This is a genomic window from Klebsiella sp. BIGb0149, assembly GCF_004362605.1.
Classification (GTDB): domain Bacteria; phylum Pseudomonadota; class Gammaproteobacteria; order Enterobacterales; family Enterobacteriaceae; genus Klebsiella; species Klebsiella terrigena.
In genome coordinates, this window is the sequence record NZ_SNYG01000005.1 from 66,420 (window position 1) to 83,619 (window position 17,200).

A 17,200-nucleotide genomic window follows, 5' to 3' on the forward strand; every position below is an offset into this window, starting at 1 on the left:
GCATCCGGGAGGATTCGAACCTCCGACCGCTCGGTTCGTAGCCGAGTACTCTATCCAGCTGAGCTACGGATGCATCAGGGAGAACTTCTTTACTACGTTAACTTCCCTGGCGCTGGCGATTATCTCGCAGACCATGAAACAACAGAATAGCTGTTATCTCGAAGAAGATGGTGCATCCGGGAGGATTCGAACCTCCGACCGCTCGGTTCGTAGCCGAGTACTCTATCCAGCTGAGCTACGGATGCATCAGGGAGAACTTCTTTACTACCAGCAAGCGCCGCAAATTAACCATTGCCACGCTTCACAAGATGGTGCATCCGGGAGGATGACTCACTGTGCTCGCCCTACGGGCCGCTGCTTACGCAGCGTTATCTTCCCTGGTACTTGCGGCTATCTCGCAGACCATGAAACAACAGGGTTGCTGTTATCTCAGAGAAGATGGTGCATCCGGGAGGATTCGAACCTCCGACCGCTCGGTTCGTAGCCGAGTACTCTATCCAGCTGAGCTACGGATGCAAAATGGCGGTGAGGCGGGGATTCGAACCCCGGATGCAGCTTTTGACCGCATACTCCCTTAGCAGGGGAGCGCCTTCAGCCTCTCGGCCACCTCACCACACGCCTCTTTCGAGTGCTTCGAAGAACTTGTTTCTGCTCTTCGTCGCTGCGATGGCGCACATATTACTTTCTGGTACTTATAAGTCAAACAATTTTTCGAGACCTTTTTTCCGTTTGCACACTTACCGCGCAATCAGCCTGCAAAAACGGCAAAAAGAGCGTTTAATCAACAGAAATTCAGGGGTTAGGGCCAGCTAAAAGCAAAAGATAAACGCAACGGACGATGGACAAGTAACGGAAAAGAGAGGCATCGGGAGTAGAAAAGAGAGATAAATCGGCTGGCGGTGGGATGCGCCTCACGAAATCGCGAGGCGCGAAAACCTTAGTAACTGGACTGCTGGGATTTTTCAGCCTGGATACGCTGGTAGATCTCTTCACGATGCACGGAGACTTCTTTAGGGGCATTAACGCCAATACGTACCTGGTTACCCTTAACCCCTAAAACTGTCACAGTGACCTCATCTCCAATCATGAGGGTCTCACCAACTCGACGAGTCAGAATCAGCATTCTTTGCTCCTTGAAAGATTAAAAGAGTCGGGTCTCTCGTATCCCGGCATTATCCATCATATAACGCCAAAAAGTAAGCGATGACAAACGCCTCACGGCGTACCGCAGTCATGGCATCACATTCTGTTAAACCTAAGTTTAGCCGATATACACAACTTCAACCCGACTTTATCGTTATCAGTGCTTCTCTTGCAAGATACCGTAATCCGAAGATCACGGCACCTATGCGTTTATAGTTATTACAGTTTTGCGCTTACCCAGCCTTTCACACTGGCTAACGCAGCAGGGAGAGCAGACGCATCGGTACCACCGGCCTGAGCCATATCCGGACGACCGCCCCCTTTACCGCCCACCTGCTGAGCGACCATACCAACCAGCTCCCCTGCCTTCACGCGATCTGTCACATCCTTAGACACACCGGCAATCAGAGAAACCTTACCATCCGCAACCGTGGCTAACACTACAACCGTTGAACCCAGCTGGTTCTTCAGATCGTCAACCATGGTACGCAGCATTTTTGGCTCAACGCCGACCAGCTCGCTGACCAGCAGCTTAACGCCGTTAATCTCTTCCGCTTTGCTGGAGAGGTTTGCGCTCTCCTGCGCTGCCGCCAGCTCTTTCAGCTGCTGCAGCTCTTTTTCCAGCTGGCGGGTACGTTCCAGCGCGGAGCGTACCTTGTCGCCGAGGTTATGGCTATCGCCCTTCAGCAGCTGTGCGATATCGCCCAGCAGATCGCTTTGGGAATGCAGGCTCGCAATCGCGCCCTCACCGGTCACCGCCTCAATACGGCGCACGCCCGCAGCGGTCCCGGATTCGGAGGTGATGCGGAACAGGCCGATATCGCCGGTACGTGAAGCGTGAGTCCCGCCGCACAGCTCGGTGGAGAAATCACCCATTTTCAGAACGCGAACGCGGTCATCATACTTCTCGCCGAACAGCGCCATAGCGCCAGATTCGCGAGCCGCATCGATATCCATAATGTTGGTTTCGATAGCCAGGTTGCGGCGAATTTGCGCATTGACCAAATCTTCAACCGCGCGGATCTCTTCCGGCTTCATCGCTTCAAAATGCGAGAAGTCAAAGCGCAGCGCCTTGTCATTTACCAGAGAGCCCTTCTGAGCCACGTGCGTACCGAGAACCTGGCGCAGCGCGGCATGCATCAGGTGGGTCGCGGAGTGGTTCAGACGGATACGCTGGCGGCGTGCGCGATCGACATCGGCCTGCACCGCGTCCCCCACTTTCAGGGTACCGCCGGCCACTTTACCGATATGACCAATCGCCTGGCCGTACTTCTGCGCATCGCTGACGGTGAACGAGAAGCCCGCGCCTTTCAGCTCGCCCTTATCGCCGACCTGGCCGCCGGACTCGGCATAGAACGGCGTCTGATCCAGAATAACAACCGCTTCCTGACCGGCGCTGACGGTATCAACCGCTTTGCCGTCGATGAACAGCGCGGTGACCTTGCCGTTCAGCTCCAGGCTATCGTAGCCTTTAAACTCAGAAGCGCCCTCAACGCGAATCATCGCGTTGTAGTCGGCGCCGAAACCGCTGGACTCACGCGCGCGACGGCGCTGCTCTTCCATTGCCGCTTCGAAGCCTGCTTCGTCAACTTTGATATTGCGCTCGCGGCACACGTCCGCAGTCAGGTCAACCGGGAAGCCGTAGGTATCGTACAGGCGGAAGGCCGTTTCGCCGTCCAGGGTGTCGCCTTTCAGCTTAGCCAGCTCTTCGTCCAGCAGCGCCAGGCCGCGTTCCAGAGTGCGGGCAAACTGCTCTTCTTCCGTTTTCAGAACATGCTCAACCTGAGCCTGCTGCTGCTTCAGCTCTTCGCCAGCGGAGCCCATGACCTCAATCAGCGGCGCAACCAGCTTCCAGAAGAAGGTATCCTTTGCACCGACCATATTGCCGTGGCGGACGGCACGACGAATGATACGACGCAGAACGTAGCCGCGGTTCTCATTCGACGGGATCACGCCATCAGCGATCAGGAACGCACAGGAGCGAATATGATCGGCAATCACGCGCAGCGACTTGTTGGTCAGATCGGTGGCGCCGGTCACTTTTGCCACGCTCTCGATCAGTTGACGGAACAGGTCGATATCATAGTTGGAGTTCACATGCTGCAGAACGGCGGCGATACGCTCAAGGCCCATACCGGTATCAACGGACGGCTTCGGCAGCGGCTCCATGGTACCGTCGGCCTGGCGGTTAAACTGCATGAAGACGATGTTCCAGATCTCAATGTAGCGATCGCCGTCCTCTTCCGCGCTTCCCGGAGGGCCGCCCCAGATGTGGTCGCCGTGGTCAAAGAAGATTTCGGTGCACGGGCCGCAAGGGCCGGTATCGCCCATCTGCCAGAAGTTATCGGAGGCAAACGCGCCGCCTTTATTGTCGCCAATGCGAATAATGCGCTCACGCGGAACGCCAACCTCGTTGGCCCAGATGTCGAAAGCTTCGTCATCGGTTTCGTAAACGGTTACCCACAGCTTTTCTTTCGGCAGAGCAAACCAGCTTTCGCCGGTTAACAGCTCCCATGCGTACTTGATGGCATCCTGCTTGAAGTAGTCGCCGAAGCTAAAGTTGCCCAGCATTTCAAAGAAGGTGTGGTGGCGCGCGGTATAGCCGACGTTTTCCAGATCGTTGTGTTTACCACCCGCACGAACGCAGCGCTGCGAGGTGGTCGCACGGGAATAATTACGCTTGTCGAGGCCAAGGAACACATCCTTGAACTGGTTCATCCCGGCGTTGGTAAACAGCAGGGTCGGGTCGTTGTGCGGCACCAGGGAGCTGCTGGCAACTACCTGATGTCCCTTACTATGGAAAAAATCGAGAAACGCCTGACGGATCTCAGCAGTGCTCTTGCTCATAATTATCCTGAAATCAAGCTATACACTTCATCCTTCACGCCGCCTCGACGCTGGCTGCGCGCGTTCACCTCAGCTACGTACCTTTGTACGCCCCAGGGACTCACTCCGTTGCCGCCGTGATGCGGCGTGAATGATTTTGTGTATAAGGAATAATCGCCCTGGGCGCTGATTGCCTTTTAAACAGCCAGCGGCCGGACGGAATAAAGTGGGAATAAGATAAGTTTTCTTTACGGGGAAGTAAAATCCCCGATGGGTCAATCTGCAAAATTTCGCCAGATTTCCTGGATATCTTCCATTAAGTAGCCGCGGTACAGCAAAAAGCGCTGTATTTTGACTTTTTCTGCAAATACGGTGGGGAGCGGATCGCCATACTTTCTCTGCGCCTGCTCTTTCGCCAGCTGCGCCCAGTCGATTTCACACTCGCGCATTGCGCGCTCGCTCTCTTCTCGGGCGATACCTTTCTGGTTCAGCTCCTGGCGGATGCGCGCCGGACCGTAGCCTTTGCGGCTCCGGCTGGCAATAAACTGGCGGACAAAGCGCTGGTCATCGAGGTAGCGGTTTTCGATGCACCAGCCCACAACGCGATCGACCTCTTCCGGCGTAACGTCCAGCGCTTCGGGGCCATTCTTCCCCATGACCGGCGCGGCCAGCTTGCGCCGCAGCTCCTGTTCGCTATGGTCGCGCATTGCCAGAATACGAATCGCGCGATCCAGCAGGCGGGCGTAGCCGGAACGGCGGGATGAAGATTCAGTCACGAGCACCTCGATAATCAAAAAGCAAAAGGGCCGCATAAGCAGCCCCTTGTTTTCCCGTCTTATTTCAAATCGCATGCCCGCTGGCCCTGCCAGCCCTGCAACCTGAACTATTCAGGAGACCATTACCTGAAGGTATCAGAAATCCTGTTCGCTTGCTTCTTCGCTTTTACCGTCAACCGCGAAGTCCGGCGTGGAGTCCTGGTTGTTCAGCAGCAGTTCACGAACTTTCTTCTCGATCTCTTTCGCCGCAGCCGGGTTCTCTTTCAGCCAGGAGATAGCGTTCGCTTTACCCTGACCAATTTTGTCGCCGTTATAGCTGTACCAGGCGCCCGCTTTTTCAATCAGCTTCTCTTTCACGCCCAGATCGACCAGCTCGCCGAAGAAGTTGATGCCTTCGCCGTAAAGGATCTGGAACTCCGCCTGCTTGAACGGCGCGGCGATTTTGTTCTTGACCACCTTCACGCGGGTTTCGCTGCCAATGACGTTATCGCCATCTTTTACCGCACCGATACGGCGGATATCCAGACGCACGGAGGCGTAGAATTTCAGCGCGTTACCGCCGGTGGTGGTTTCCGGGTTACCGAACATCACGCCGATTTTCATACGGATCTGGTTGATGAAGATCAGCAGCGTGTTGGACTGCTTCAGGTTACCGGCCAGCTTACGCATTGCCTGGCTCATCATACGCGCCGCGAGGCCCATGTGAGAGTCGCCGATCTCGCCTTCGATTTCCGCTTTCGGCGTCAGCGCCGCAACGGAGTCGACCACCAGCACGTCTACCGCGCCAGAGCGCGCCAGCGCGTCACAGATCTCAAGCGCCTGTTCGCCGGTATCCGGCTGAGAACACAGCAGGTTGTCGATATCTACGCCCAGCTTGCGGGCATACACCGGATCCAGCGCGTGTTCTGCATCGATAAAGGCACAGGTTTTACCTTCACGCTGCGCGGCGGCGATAACCTGCAGAGTCAGCGTCGTTTTACCGGAAGATTCTGGCCCGTAGATCTCGACGATACGGCCCATTGGCAGACCGCCGGCGCCCAGGGCGATATCCAGTGAAAGCGAGCCGGTGGAGATAGTTTCCACGTCCATGGAACGGTCTTCACCCAGGCGCATGATGGAGCCTTTACCGAACTGTTTTTCGATCTGGCCCAGTGCTGCCGCCAACGCTTTCTGTTTGTTTTCGTCGATAGCCATTATTACTCCTGTCATGCCGGGTGGAACCGGGTAGTGAATTCTGTTCTGTTGAGGCAATTATACTGTATGCTCATACAGTATCAAGTGTTTTGTAGAAATTGTTGCCAGAGGAGCTGCAGGGCGTAGGCCGTGGCCTGACGGCGCACCGACTCACGGTCTCCGGCGAAACATTCGCGCTGCGTGATCCCCTGCCCGTTGGCGCAGGCGACGCCAAACCACACCGTTCCGACGGGCTTTTCCGCGCTGCCGCCATCCGGCCCGGCCACGCCGCTCACCGAGATCGCGTAGGTGGCGCGCGCGGCGCGCAGTGCGCCAACAGCCATCTCCACCACCACCGGTTCGCTCACCGCGCCGTGCTCAGCTAACGTCGCTTCGCTGACGCCAATCATCTGGGATTTAGCTTCATTGCTGTAGGTAACGAAACCGCGCTCGAACCACGCCGAGCTGCCGGCGATATCGGTAAGCACTTTAGCAATCCAGCCGCCGGTACAGGATTCAGCCGTGCTCACCGTCGCGCCCTGCGCCTTCAGCGCCTGCCCAACCCGCTCACTCAGCTGCATTAATTCCAAATCAGTCATCGTCGCCTCGTTTAAGCCAGATAAAGAGGCCATCAAAGATAGCACTTTCAGCACAGATATGGGGATCGGGAGATGAATTTACGAGGGGGCTTGTGAAAATGGACGGTCCCGACGGGCCGGGACCGTAAAATAGTGCTTTACTTCATGCTGCCGGCAATCAGCTCAACGTTATGACGCATCATTTTCACGTAGCTGTCCGCCACGCCGCCCGGTTTTGACAACGCCTCCGGATAGAGCTCGCCGCCCGGCTGCGCGCCCGTCGCGTTGGCAATCTGCTTCACCAGCCGCGGGTCGAGCTGGTTTTCCATAAACCAGGTGTGCACGTTATCGGCTTTAATCTGTTTAATCAGCGCCGCAACCTGCGCGGCGCTGGCTTCGCTTTCCGATGACAGCCCCTGCGGCGCAAGGAAGGTCACGCCGTAGGCGCGGCCAAAGTAGCCGAACGCGTCATGGCTGGTCAGAACCTTACGTTTCGCCTGCGGAATGGCGCTGAACTGGTTCTTCGCCCAGCCGTGAATCTCGTTGAGCTGGCCGATATAGCGCTTGCCGGAGACCTCAAGCGCCGCTTTATCCTCAGGGTCGGCTTTGACCAGCCCGCTGAGGATATTTTGCGCGTAAAGCGCGCCGTTGGCAGCGCTGTTCCAGGCGTGCGGATCGGTCACCGTTTTCCCGTCCTCATCGAGGGTATGCGTTTTTACGCCCGTCGATGCCACCACCAGCTCGCCTTTGAATCCCGATGCTTTAATCAACCGATCGACCCACCCCTCCAGCCCGAGGCCATTAACCACCACCACGTCGGCCTTGCTGAGTAAAGCGCTGTCCTGCGGCGATGGCTCAAAGGTATGCGGGTCGCCGTCGGGGCCAACCAGCATATCGACATGAACATGCTCGCCGCCAACCTGCTGCACGATATCGCCCAGCACCGAAAAGCTGCTGACCACGTTGAGCGTTTTCGCCATCGCCCCCTGCGCCGCCAGGCCCAGCGCCAGCGCTAAAACTACCCCGGTACGTTTCATCATATTTTCCTTACCCCATTAATTTGCGCCAGCCGACCACCAGCCGGCTGCGCGTGCCAAAAAACACCGAAATAAAAAAGATCCCGCTGGCGGTCAGCACGATGGCGGGGCCGGCGGGCAAATTCGCCGCCCACGACAGGCTGAGCCCCATCCAGGCGCAGGCGCTGCCGATCAGCGCCGCCAGCAGCAGGATGGCGGGCAGCGTTCGCGCCCAGCAGCAGGCGGCCACCGCCGGGAGCATCATCACCCCCACCGCCATCAGGGTGCCCAGCACCTGAAAACCCGCCACCAGGTTCAGCACCAGCAGCGCCAGAAACAGGCCGTGCAGTAGCGCGGGCAGCCGGCGGTTATTCACCTGCAGCCACGCGCTGTCAAAGGCCTCGCTCACCAGCCCGCGATAGAGCAGCGCGATGCAAATCAGCGTCAGGCTGGCAACCCCGGCGACGAACAGCGCCGCGTCGTTATCCACCGCCAGAATCGAACCAAACAGCAAATGCAGCAGATCGACGCTCGAGCCACGCAGCGACACCAGCGTCACCCCCAGCGCCAGCGAGCCCAGATAAAACCCGGCGAAGCTGGCGTCTTCTTTAAGCGGCGTGCGGCGGCTGACCCACCCCGCCACCAGCGCCACCGCAATGCCGGCGATAAAGCCGCCCACCGACATCGCCAGCAGCGACATGCCGTTAAGCAGATAGCCCACCGCGACGCCGGGCAAAATCGCATGCGACAGGGCATCGCCCATCAGGCTCATGCGTCGCAGCAGCAGGAAAACCCCGAGCATGGTGGTGCTCAGCGAGAGCGCCAGGCATACCACCAGCGCGCGGCGCATAAAGCCGAATTCGATAAAGGGTTGAAAGAAGGTGTGCCAGATCATGCCAGCCTCGCGGAATCGAAGGCGGGAAGCACCTCGCCGGTCTCGCCCCAGCGGGCGTGCCGGGACTCGAGCAGCAGGGTTTCCGGGAAATATTCGGCGACGCGCTGATTATCGTGCAGCACCGCCAGCACGGTCTGCCCCTGCCGGTGCATCTCGAGGATCAGCGTCATCAGCTCGCGGCTGGTGGACTCATCGATCCCGGTAAAGGGTTCATCGAGCATCACCAGCGGAGCCTGCTGGACCATCACCCTGGCAAACAGCATGCGTTGAAACTGCCCGCCGGAAAGCGCTTCAATCGGCGTTTTCGCCATTGACGCCAGGCCGACGCGATCCAGCGCCGCGTCAATGCGCCGGCGAAGCTCACCGCGCAGTCCGCTCAGAAGCGAGACCTGCGGCCAGGCGCCCTGGCTCACCACGTCCCGAACCACGAGGGGAAACTGTGATTCCAGCGAATGCCGCTGCGCCAGCCAGCCGATAACCGGGCGCGACGCGCGCCAGTGCAGGCGGCCGCTCACCGGGGGAATAAACCCGGCCAGCGTTTTTAATAAAGTCGATTTACCGCAGCCGTTCAGACCGACAATGGCCATCAGGCTGCCCGCGGCGATAACGCCGCTCAGCGCCGGGGTAATCGCCAGCTCGTCATACCCGGCAACCAGGTTTTCCAGTTCAATCATGGCAAGGTTACCGCCCACCATGTCGCCAGCCACAGCAGCGCCAGCAGGACGCAGGCGAAGCCCACGCGCAGCGCGGCGGAGCTTGAAAAAAGAGAGATGAACATCTTTGCCTCAATCAATATGTTATAACGTAACATTATTGGATCGGCGGAATAATGTAAATCAGCGTCAACGAAGGGAAATGCTGCAAAATGTAACAGACTCCCCTCCAGGCAGAGGGAAGTCTCGGGGCAGGCTTACTGTCCGCGGGCCTGAGAAACGGCCAGGCCGAGCTGCCAGACGGCCATCGCGTAGTGGGTGCTGTGGTTATAGCGGGTGATGGTGTAGAAGTTCGGCAGCCCGTACCAGTACTGGTAGCCGGTACCAATATCGAGGCGCAGCAGGCTAGCCTGCTGATGGTTACCCAGCGGCTGCGTTGGCGTCAGGCCGGCCGACGTCAGCTGCGATACGCTGTAATTGGTCTTAAAGCCGTTCTCCAGACCCGGGGCCTGACCCATTGCCGGTACCGCGACCAGATCGCCGCTCGCCCAGCCGTGCTGCTTGAAGTAGTTGGCCACGCTGCCGATCGCATCCACCGGGTCCCACAGGTTGATATGCCCGTCGCCGTTGAAATCCACCGCGTACTGGCGATACGAGGAGGGCATAAACTGACCGTAGCCCATTGCGCCGGCGAAGGAGCCTTTAAGGTTCAGCGGATCGTCGCTTTCGCTACGCGCCATCAGCAGGAAGGTTTCCAGCTCGCCGGAGAAGTACTCAGCGCGTCGCGGATAGCTGAAGGAGAGCGTCGCCAGGGCGTCAAGAATGCGGGTTTTCCCCATCACGCGCCCCCAGCGGGTTTCCACGCCGATAATACCGACAATGATTTCCGGCGGTACGCCGTAGACCTGCCAGGCGCGGTTCAGCGCATCCTGATACTGATTCCAGAACGCCACGCCGTTTTGCACATTATCCGGGGTGATGAACTGTTTTTTGTAGCGCAGCCACGCGCCGTTCGGCCCGGACGGCGGCAGTCCGCTCGGCGCCTGGCGGTCCATCAGGCGCAGGACGTAATCCAGACGCTTAGCCTGGGAGAGAATTTCGTGCAGCTGCTGCCGGTCAAATCCGTGCTTGCTCACCATTTTGTCGATGAACTGCTCCGCAGCAGGATTGTTGGCGAAATCTCCCCCCATATTCATAACGTTATGCTGCGGCTCCAGCAGGAAGCCACCGGATCCTCCCGTGGTCTCCGTTACTGCGGTGGCTTTAGGTTTGCTGCTACAGGCAGCGAGGAGTACGCACAGCGGGAGTAGTGCCAGATAGCGACGCTTCAACATGGGGCTTCCATTTAACAAATTCGGCAAAGGGTAATTATGGTAAAGCATGCGGCCGTCAACAAGGAAGCGGCAATCTATTCGCGGACAAAATAGTCCTGCCCGCCCCCTCTCTCCCCGCCCGAAGATCCTCTTCCCGGCCAATTTGCAGGGTGAAATTTTCATCCCATCGGCAATAAACTTTCAACTTAAAATATTTATCTTTCATTTTGCGATCAATTTAACACTTTTAAACCTTTCAAAGTGATTAAAATCAGCTGCCAGTTAGCAAGAAAAATAACGCTACAAAGGAGAGAATGATGATTGAAGTTATTACCCACGGCGCCGAATGGTTTATCGGCCTGTTTCAGAAGGGGGGCGAGGTCTTTACCGGTATGGTTACCGGGATCCTCCCTCTGCTGATCAGTCTGCTGGTTATCATGAACGCGCTGATCAACTTTATCGGCCAGCAGCGGATCGAAAAGCTGGCGCAGCGCTGCGCCGGGAATCCCGTCTCCCGCTACCTGCTGCTGCCCTGTATCGGAACGTTCGTTTTCTGTAACCCGATGACCCTGAGCCTGGGGCGCTTTATGCCCGAGAAGTACAAGCCCAGCTACTACGCGGCGGCCTCCTACAGCTGCCACTCCATGAACGGCCTGTTTCCCCATATCAACCCCGGCGAGCTGTTTGTCTATCTCGGGATCGCCAACGGCTTAACCACCCTCGGCCTGCCGCTGGGGCCGCTGGCGGTGAGCTATCTGCTGGTTGGCCTGGTGACCAACTTCTTCCGCGGCTGGGTGACCGATCTGACAACCTCCATTTTTGAGAAAAAAATGGCCATCCAGCTTGCACAAAAAGTGCATCTGTCCGGAGCTGCATCATGACGCGTATTCGTATTGAAAAAGGGGCCAGCGGCTGGGGCGGCCCGCTTGAGCTGGACGCCGTCGAAGGCAAAAAAATAGTCTATATCACCGCCGGAACCCGCCCGGCCATCGTCGACAAGATCGCCCGGCTCACCGGCTGGCAGGCCGTGGACGGCTTTAAAGAGGGGGAACCGCCGGAAGCTGAGATCGGCGTGGCGATTATTGACTGCGGCGGCACCCTGCGCTGCGGCATCTACCCGAAGCGTCGTATCCCGACCGTCAATATCCACGCCACCGGCAAGTCCGGGCCGCTGGCGCAGTATATCCTTGAGGACATCTACGTCTCGGGCGTTAAGGAAGAGAATATCCACCCCGTCGACGGCGCCGACGCCGGCGAACCGACCCCGCTTCAGCCCGCGGGTCGCGATTACGACGCCAGCAAAAAAATCACCGAGCAGAGCGACGGCCTGCTGGCCAAAGTCGGCATGGGCATGGGCTCCGTGGTGGCGGTGCTGTTCCAGGCCGGGCGCGACACCATCGACACGGTGCTGAAAACCATCCTGCCGTTTATGGCCTTCGTCTCGGCGCTGATCGGCATCATCATGGCCTCGGGCATTGGCGACTGGATTGCCCACGGCCTGGCGCCGCTCGCCAGCCATCCGCTGGGGCTGGTGACGCTGGCGCTGATCTGCTCCTTCCCGCTGCTGTCGCCGTTCCTCGGCCCCGGCGCGGTGATCGCCCAGGTTATCGGCGTGCTGATCGGCGTGCAGATTGGCCTCGGCAATATTCCGCCGCATCTCGCCCTCCCCGCCCTGTTTGCGATTAACGCCCAGGCGGCCTGCGACTTTATTCCGGTCGGCCTGTCGCTTGCCGAAGCCCGGCAGGAGACGGTGCGCGTCGGGGTGCCTTCGGTACTGGTCAGCCGTTTCCTGACCGGCGCGCCAACGGTGCTGATCGCCTGGTTCGTTTCCGGATTTATTTACCAATAAGAGGTTCCTGAAGATGACCGTGATTTACCAGACCACCATTACGCACATCGGCGCCAGCGCGACGATGGCGCTGGAGGAGCAGATGCTGATTACCTTCCGCGAGGGCGCGCCGGCGGATATCGAAGAGTACTGCTTTATTCACAACCACGGCGAGCTTGTCGGCGCGCTGGCGCCGGGGGCGCAGCTCCAGCTGGGGGAACAGCGCTATCCGGTCACCGCGGTGGGCGAGGTGGCGGAACAGAATCTGCGCGAGCTGGGCCATATCACGCTGCGCTTCGACGGCCACCGCGTGGCGGAATTTCCGGGGACGGTTCACGTGGCCGGCCCGGTACCGGAGGCGATCGCCCCCGGCTGTGTACTGAAATTTTTTGCTTAGGCTGTAAGGAGAGAACTATGAGTCAGGTTGCTGTTGTCATCGGCGGAGGACAAACCTTAGGTGAGTTTCTGTGTCGTGGCCTCGCCGCGCAGGGGTATCGCGTGGCGGTGGTGGATATTCAAAGCGATAAGGCCACCCGCGTGGCGCAGGCGATTAACGCCGAGTATGGCGAAGGAACGGCGTACGGTTTTGGCGCCGATGCGACCAGCGAGGCCAGCGTCGTCGCGCTCGCCCGCGGCGTGGACGAGATATTCGCCCGCGTGGACCTGCTGGTTTACAGTGCCGGGATCGCCAAAGCGGCCTTTATCAGCGATTTTGCGTTGGGCGACTTCGACCGCTCGCTGCAGGTCAATCTGGTGGGCTACTTCCTCTGCGCCCGCGAGTTTTCACGGCTGATGATCCGCGACGGCATTCAGGGACGCATCATTCAGATCAACTCCAAATCCGGCAAAGTGGGCAGCAAGCATAATTCCGGCTACAGCGCGGCGAAGTTTGGCGGCGTGGGGCTGACCCAGTCGCTGGCGCTGGATCTGGCGGAGTACGGTATTACCGTGCACGCGCTGATGCTCGGCAACCTGCTGAAGTCGCCGATGTTCCAGTCTCTGCTGCCGCAGTATGCCCACAAGCTGGGTATTGCCGAAGATCAGGTCGAGCAGTACTACGTCGACAAGGTTCCGCTGAAGCGCGGCTGCGATTATCAGGACGTGCTCAACGTACTGATGTTTTACGCCAGCCCGCAGGCCTCTTACTGCACCGGGCAGTCCATCAACGTCACCGGCGGGCAGGTGATGTTTTAACCGCCGGTTCCCGGGTCGCGCCGCGATCCGGGTTCTTCCCGACGCCACGCCTTAAGGAGATTTTATGGTTAGCGCATTAATCACCGTCGCCGCCATCGCCTGGATCGCCCAGCTCGCCTTCGGCGGCTGGCAGATCCGCCGCTTTAACCGCGAGTTCGATAAACTCTGTCAGCAGGGCCGCGTCGGCGTCGGACGCTCAGCGGGCCGCTTCAAGCCGCGGGCCATCGTCGCCATTGCGGTTGATGAACACGACCGCATCAGCGGCACGCTGCTGATGAAGGGCCTGACCGTCTTCGCGCGTCCGCAAACAATCCCGGCGCTTGACGGCAAACTTTTGCAGGAATTGCAGCCGGATATGATCTTTCCCCATGATCCGCTCTGTCGGAATGCACTATCATTAGCGCTTAAACCGAAACATGTATAATTTCGTTGTAAAAGTAAATATCTTGCGAAATTATCATATCGAAACTTTAAACGCAGGATGTAACCGCTATGAAACCACGTCAGCGACAGGCCGCTATTCTTGAGCATCTGCAGTCGCAGGGTAAATGCTCGGTCGAAGAGCTGGCGCAACACTTCGATACCACCGGTACGACAATCCGCAAGGATCTGGTGACCCTCGAACATGCCGGAACCGTCATTCGCACCTACGGCGGAGTGGTGTTGAATAAAGACGAAAGCGACCCGCCTATCGATCATAAGACGCTGATCAATACCGCGAAGAAAGCGCGCATCGCCGAAGCCGCCGTGCGCTTTATTCACGATGGCGACTCGATCATCCTCGATGCCGGCAGTACGGTGCTACAGATGGTGCCCCTGCTCAGCCGCTTCAATAACATCACGGTAATGACCAACAGCCTGCATATCGTTAACGCCCTCTCTGAGCTCGACAATGAACAAACGATCCTGATGCCCGGCGGCACCTTTCGCAAAAAATCAGCTTCCTTTCACGGGCAGCTGGCGGAGAATGCCTTCGAGCAGTTCAGCTTCGATAAGCTGTTTATGGGTACCGACGGCATCGATCTGAACGCCGGCGTTACCACCTTCAACGAGGTTTATACCGTCAGCAAAGCGATGTGCAATGCCGCCAGGGAAGTGATCCTGATGGCCGACTCATCGAAGTTTGGCCGTAAGAGCCCAAACATCGTCTGCGGCCTTGAAAGCGTGGATATGCTGATTACCGATGCCGGTATCGACCCGACGTTCCAGCGGGCGCTGGAAGAGCAAGGCATCAAAGTGATTATTACTGGAGAAGATCATGAGTAACTTTCTGTTAGAAGCCGGACGCCAGACCCTGCTGCTGGAGCTCCAGGAGGCGAGCCGCCTGCCTGAACGCCTGGGCGACGACTTCATCCGCGCGGCGGAAACCATCATCCACTGCGAGGGTAAACTGATTGTTTCCGGCATCGGTAAATCAGGTCATATCGGCAAAAAGCTGGCCGCCACCTTTGCCAGCACCGGCACGCCGGCGTTTTTTGTCCACCCGGCGGAGGCGCTGCACGGCGATCTGGGGATGCTCGACGGCCGCGACGTGATGCTCTTTATCTCCTATTCCGGCGGGGCGAAGGAGCTCGACCTGATCGTGCCCCGGCTGGAAGAAAAATCGATTCCTCTGCTGGCGATGACCGGCAAATCGAAATCCCCGCTGGCGCTGGCGTCCAGGGCGGTGCTGGATATTGCCGTAGAGCGCGAAGCCTGTCCGATGCACCTCGCACCGACCTCCAGCACCGTCAACACGCTGATGCTCGGCGACGCGCTGGCGATGGCGGTGATGCAGGCCCGCGGCTTCAATGAAGAAGATTTTGCCCGCTCGCATCCGGCCGGCGCGCTCGGCGCGCGGCTGCTGAATAAAGTCCACCATCTGATGCGTCGCGACGAGGAGGTGCCGCGCGTTGACGTCACCGCCAGCGTGATGGCCGCCATGCTTGAACTCAGCCGCACCGGGCTGGGGCTGGTAGCGGTATGCGATGCGCAAAACCGCGTCGAGGGCGTATTCACCGACGGCGACCTGCGCCGCTGGCTGGTGGGCGGCGGCACCCTTGAGGATACCGTCAGCCGGGCGATGACCCGCAGCGGCGTGACGCTGCAGGCCGAGAGCCGCGCGGTTGAAGCCAAAGAGCGCCTGATGAAGCACAAAATCAGCGCCGCCCCGGTGGTGGATGAGCGCGGCCAGCTGGTCGGCGCGATTAACCTGCAGAACTTTTATCAGGCCGGGATTCTTTAAGCCCCAGACGCTTCGCCAGCCGATGCAGGTTGGCGACGTCAAGCTCCAGCGCGCGGGCCGCCGCCGCCCAGCTGCGGTTATTCTCCGCCAGCGCCCGGGCGATCGCCTCGCGCTGGAATGACTCCGTCGCCTCACGCAGGTTTAGCGCCTGCGTCGGCGCCGGCGGCGCGGCGCTCGGCAGGTTCGGCGCATCGCCGGCAAACTGAAAGTGCTGCGGTTCCAGCACGATTTCATCCCCCGCCTGGGTCGCCCGCGCCAGCACCACCGCGCGATGAATCGCATGCTCCAGCTCGCGAACGTTGCCGGGCCACGGCCAGGCGCTCAGCCTTGCCCGCGCGGCGTTGCTTAACACCACCTGCCCCAGCCCCATCCGCAGGCGGCACTGCTCGCAGAAATAGCCCGCCAGCAGCACCACGTCCTGATCCCGCTCGCGCAGTGCCGGCACCGACAGCGGAAAGACGCTCAGCCGGTGATAGAGATCGGCGCGAAAGCGCCCTTCGACTACCTCCTGGCGCAGGTCGCGGTTGGTGGCCGCCAGCACCCGCACGTCCACCCGCAGACTGCGATCGTCCCCGACGCGCTGAATGTCGCCATACTGCAGCACGCGCAGCAGCTTCGCCTGCAGCGCCAGCGACAGCTCGCCGATCTCATCGAGGAACAGCGTGCCGTTATCGGCCATTTCAAACTTGCCGCTGCGGTTGCTGATAGCCCCGGTAAACGCCCCTTTTACGTGACCAAAAAGCTCGCTCTCGGCCACGCTTTCCGGCAGCGCCGCGCAGTTAAGATAGACCAGCGGATTGGCGGCGCGCGGCGAGCCCTGATGCACCGCTTTCGCCACCAGCTCCTTGCCGGTGCCGGTTTCACCGTCAATCAGCACGTTGAGATCCGATGCCGCGACGATATCAATCTCCTTTTTCAGCTGCAGCATCGGCGCCGAAAGGCCAATAATCTCCTGGCGCTCGGCGGCCGGGTAGCTCACGCTCGGCTCCGGCAGCACGTTCTGGTTCTCCAGGCGGGCGATCAGCAGCGCATTGTTGAGCGCCCCCGCCACCAGCGCGGCAATCAGCCGCAGCTCCTCATCGCTGAAGCTGTCAAAGCGGTCGGCGTCCATGCCGTCGAGGGTCAGCGCGCCGATCAGCGTCTGCCCGGCGAACAGCGGCAGCCCTACGCAGGCGTGAACCTTGAGGCTTTCCTGGCCGGGGATCAGCCCGTCATAAGGGTCCGGCAGGTCGCTATCCGCCGGGAAGCGCACCACGTCGCCGGCGCGGGCGATAGCCTCTAAACGCGGATGCCCTTCGAGGGAAAAGCGCCGCCCCAGCACGTCCTGGGCGAGGCCGTCGATGGCCAGCGGCACAAACTGATGCGCCTCATAGCGCAGCAGCGCCGAGGCATCGCAGCCGAGGATCTGCCGCAGGGTGGTAATCAGGCGCGGGAAGCGGTCGGCATGGCCGATATCGCTTTGCAAATCAATGGCGATTTTCGCCAGCGCCTCTACGGAAAAGCTCATCGCTGCCTCACTGTCATTTTGACAATCACAATAGTCATAACGACTATTTTAACCATTGTCATTTTGACAGCAAC

At 59.2% G+C, this 17,200-nt stretch carries 17 protein-coding genes and 4 tRNA genes; 7 read left to right on the plus strand and 14 right to left on the minus strand.

Annotation, left to right across the window (positions count from 1 at the left end; all coding sequences use genetic code 11):
- The 13 genes from EDF75_RS17635 to mltB all read right to left on the minus strand — a co-directional run bounded on the left by EDF75_RS17635 (position 1) and on the right by mltB (position 10,394).
- Positions 1–73: transfer RNA gene (locus tag EDF75_RS17635), tRNA-Arg, on the minus strand.
- 95 nt (positions 74–168) lie between these two features.
- Positions 169–245 (minus strand) — tRNA-Arg (locus EDF75_RS17640).
- 194 nt (positions 246–439) lie between these two features.
- Positions 440–516 (minus strand) — tRNA-Arg (locus EDF75_RS17645).
- A 4-nt stretch (positions 517–520) separates the two neighbouring features.
- Positions 521–613 (minus strand) — tRNA-Ser (locus EDF75_RS17650).
- 324 nt (positions 614–937) lie between these two features.
- Positions 938–1,123 (minus strand): carbon storage regulator CsrA, encoded by a 186-nt coding sequence (gene csrA, locus EDF75_RS17655; RefSeq protein ID WP_000906486.1) that lies wholly within the window; start codon positions 1,121–1,123, stop codon positions 938–940.
- Between the two features lie 239 nt (positions 1,124–1,362).
- On the minus strand, positions 1,363–3,990 hold the full coding sequence (gene alaS, locus EDF75_RS17660) for an alanine--tRNA ligase (RefSeq protein ID WP_133600333.1): 2,628 nt from the start codon (positions 3,988–3,990) through the stop codon (positions 1,363–1,365).
- 254 nt (positions 3,991–4,244) lie between these two features.
- Entirely contained in the window at positions 4,245–4,745 is a 501-nt protein-coding gene (gene recX, locus EDF75_RS17665) for a recombination regulator RecX (RefSeq protein ID WP_133600334.1), read from the minus strand.
- A 135-nt stretch (positions 4,746–4,880) separates the two neighbouring features.
- The gene (gene recA, locus EDF75_RS17670) at positions 4,881–5,939 is read right to left on the minus strand and encodes a recombinase RecA (RefSeq protein WP_095098387.1); all 1,059 of its coding nucleotides are present in this window, start codon (positions 5,937–5,939) and stop codon (positions 4,881–4,883) included.
- Positions 5,940–6,019: 80 nt separating this feature from the next.
- Positions 6,020–6,517 carry a nicotinamide-nucleotide amidase gene (pncC, locus tag EDF75_RS17675; RefSeq protein ID WP_133600335.1) on the minus strand — a complete coding sequence of 166 codons (498 nt, stop codon included), beginning with the start codon at positions 6,515–6,517 and terminating at the stop codon, positions 6,020–6,022.
- A 137-nt stretch (positions 6,518–6,654) separates the two neighbouring features.
- Positions 6,655–7,533, minus strand: coding sequence for a metal ABC transporter substrate-binding protein (locus EDF75_RS17680; RefSeq protein WP_133600574.1), 879 nt, complete (start codon positions 7,531–7,533; stop codon positions 6,655–6,657).
- 10 nt (positions 7,534–7,543) lie between these two features.
- The gene (locus tag EDF75_RS17685; RefSeq protein ID WP_095098396.1) at positions 7,544–8,407 is read right to left on the minus strand and encodes a metal ABC transporter permease; all 864 of its coding nucleotides are present in this window, start codon (positions 8,405–8,407) and stop codon (positions 7,544–7,546) included.
- Complete coding sequence (locus EDF75_RS17690; RefSeq protein WP_463671439.1) at positions 8,404–9,102, minus strand: metal ABC transporter ATP-binding protein; 699 nt, start codon at positions 9,100–9,102, stop codon at positions 8,404–8,406. The genes EDF75_RS17685 and EDF75_RS17690 overlap by 4 nt, the downstream gene beginning before the upstream one ends.
- A 215-nt stretch (positions 9,103–9,317) precedes the next feature.
- Positions 9,318–10,394, minus strand: coding sequence for a lytic murein transglycosylase B (gene mltB / locus EDF75_RS17695; RefSeq protein WP_166646209.1), 1,077 nt, complete (start codon positions 10,392–10,394; stop codon positions 9,318–9,320).
- A gap of 296 nt (positions 10,395–10,690) precedes the next feature.
- Here mltB and srlA point away from each other — a divergent pair, with 296 nt between their 5' ends.
- The 7 genes from srlA to gutQ all read left to right on the plus strand — a co-directional run bounded on the left by srlA (position 10,691) and on the right by gutQ (position 15,619).
- Entirely contained in the window at positions 10,691–11,254 is a 564-nt protein-coding gene (gene srlA / locus EDF75_RS17700) for a PTS glucitol/sorbitol transporter subunit IIC (RefSeq protein ID WP_076946057.1), read from the plus strand.
- A complete protein-coding gene (srlE, locus tag EDF75_RS17705) occupies positions 11,251–12,222 on the plus strand; it encodes a PTS glucitol/sorbitol transporter subunit IIB (RefSeq protein ID WP_133600338.1) in 972 nt (323 codons plus the stop codon). The genes srlA and srlE overlap by 4 nt, the downstream gene beginning before the upstream one ends.
- 13 nt (positions 12,223–12,235) lie before the next feature.
- Entirely contained in the window at positions 12,236–12,598 is a 363-nt protein-coding gene (gene srlB / locus EDF75_RS17710; RefSeq protein ID WP_045857690.1) for a PTS glucitol/sorbitol transporter subunit IIA, read from the plus strand.
- 17 nt (positions 12,599–12,615) lie between these two features.
- Complete coding sequence (gene srlD / locus EDF75_RS17715; RefSeq protein ID WP_095098409.1) at positions 12,616–13,395, plus strand: sorbitol-6-phosphate dehydrogenase; 780 nt, start codon at positions 12,616–12,618, stop codon at positions 13,393–13,395.
- 64 nt (positions 13,396–13,459) lie between these two features.
- Entirely contained in the window at positions 13,460–13,819 is a 360-nt protein-coding gene (gutM, locus tag EDF75_RS17720) for a transcriptional regulator GutM (RefSeq protein WP_095098411.1), read from the plus strand.
- Between the two features lie 68 nt (positions 13,820–13,887).
- Positions 13,888–14,661: a glucitol operon DNA-binding transcriptional repressor SrlR gene (gene srlR, locus EDF75_RS17725; protein ID WP_095098414.1), complete on the plus strand. Its 774-nt coding sequence runs from the start codon at positions 13,888–13,890 to the stop codon at positions 14,659–14,661.
- Positions 14,654–15,619, plus strand: a complete 966-nt coding sequence (gene gutQ / locus EDF75_RS17730; RefSeq protein ID WP_133600339.1) for an arabinose-5-phosphate isomerase GutQ — start codon at positions 14,654–14,656, stop codon at positions 15,617–15,619. Before srlR ends, gutQ begins: the two co-directional genes overlap by 8 nt.
- Here gutQ and norR read toward each other — a convergent pair.
- The gene (norR, locus tag EDF75_RS17735) at positions 15,582–17,126 is read right to left on the minus strand and encodes a nitric oxide reductase transcriptional regulator NorR (protein ID WP_133600340.1); all 1,545 of its coding nucleotides are present in this window, start codon (positions 17,124–17,126) and stop codon (positions 15,582–15,584) included. The two genes, gutQ and norR, sit on opposite strands and share 38 nt — an antisense overlap.
- Positions 17,127–17,200 lie beyond the last annotated feature (74 nt).